The 1,555-nt window shown below is 71.3% G+C and carries 2 protein-coding genes; both read left to right on the forward strand.

Features of this window, described 5'->3' with window-relative positions; all coding sequences use genetic code 11:
* Positions 1-752 (forward strand): aldehyde dehydrogenase family protein (locus ABNT58_RS05100; RefSeq protein WP_348752425.1); only part of this gene is annotated, 752 nt, incomplete at its 5' end.
* A gap of 47 nt (positions 753-799) precedes the next feature.
* A partial coding sequence (locus ABNT58_RS05105; protein ID WP_348752426.1) for an AMP-binding protein occupies positions 800-1,555 on the forward strand: 756 nt, incomplete at its 3' end.

The raw sequence follows: 1,555 nt of genomic DNA on the forward strand, positions 1-1,555 counted from the left end.
CCGGCAGCCCGGCCTTCGACCTGCTGGTGCGCGAGGTGGTGCGCGAGATGACGGTCAAGGCCGGCCAGAAGTGCACCGCCATCCGCCGCATCTTCGTGCCGCAGGCGGTGTACGGCGCCGCGGCCGAAGCCATCAGTGCCAAGCTGAGCAAAATCACCGTGGGCAACCCGCGCAACGAGGCCGTGCGCATGGGCTCATTGGTCAGCCGTGCACAACACGCCAGCGTGCTGCAGGGCATTGATCACTTGTCTAGACAAGCCCGGCTGCTGCACGACGGCCGCCGCAGCGCGCTGGTCGATGCCGACCCCGCGGTGGCGGCCTGCGTGGGCCCGGTGCTGCTGGGTGTGGACACGCCCGAAGCGGCCGAAGCCGCCGACCGTGTGCACGACACCGAAGTGTTCGGCCCCGTGGCCACGCTGCTGCCCTACCGCGACCTGGCGCAGGCGCAGGCCCTGGTGCAACGCGGCCAGGGTTCGCTGGTGGCCTCGGTCTATGGGCAAGACCCGGCTGCGCTGGCCGGCACCGCGTTGGCGCTGGCCGCCAGCCATGGTCGGGTGCACGTGGTCAGCCCCGACGTGGCCACCGCCCACACCGGCCACGGCAACGTGATGCCGCAATCGCTGCACGGTGGCCCCGGCCGCGCCGGCGGCGGCCAGGAGCTGGGCGGCCTGCGGGCGCTGGACTTCTACCACCGCCGCGCAGCCATCCAGGCCGCCGGCCCGGTGCTGGCCGCACTGGGCTCGCAAGGTTGAAGCCCATGGGCCGCCGAGAAGACATCCCCGTGCGAGGAGACATCGCCATGACTTTGCCCGCCACCTTCAACTTTGCGCAGCACCTGCTGGACGCCAATGCCGGGCGCGCCGACAAGACGGCCTACATCGACGACCACGGCGTGCTGAGCTACGGCGCCCTGAACGACCAGGTGCGCCGCCTATCGGCCGCGCTGCAGGCGCTGGGCCTGCGGCGCGAAGAACGGGTGCTGCTGCTGATGCACGACACCACCCACTGGCCGGTGAGCTTTCTCGGCGGCCTGCATGCGGGTGTGGTGCCGGTGGCGGTGAACACGCTGCTCACCGCGGCCGACTATGCCTACATGCTGGCCAACAGCCGGGCCCAGGCGGCGCTGGTCTCGGCCGCGCTGCTGCCGGTGCTGCAGGCGGCCCTGGCCCAGGGCGAGCATGAGCTGCGGCACATCGTGGTCTCGCACCCCGAAGCGCCGTTGCCGGCCGAGCTGCACGGTGCGCGTGTGCACGACCTGGCGGCGCTGCTGGCCCGGCACGAACCCGCTGCGCGCCCTGCGCCCACCGGACCGGACGAGCCCGGCTTCTGGCTGTATTCATCGGGTTCCACCGGCAAGCCCAAAGGCACGGTGCACACCCATGGCAACCCGTTCTGGACGGCCGAGCTGTACGGCAAGCCGGTGCTGGGCCTGACCGAAGACGACGTGTGCTTCTCGGCCGCCAAGCTGTACTTCGCCTATGGCCTGGGCAATGCGCTGACCTTTCCGCTGAGCGTGGGTGCCAGCGTGGTGCTGATGGCCGAGCGGCCCACGCCG

Source organism: uncultured Aquincola sp., from assembly GCF_964001545.1.
Lineage (GTDB): Bacteria > Pseudomonadota > Gammaproteobacteria > Burkholderiales > Burkholderiaceae_C > Aquincola.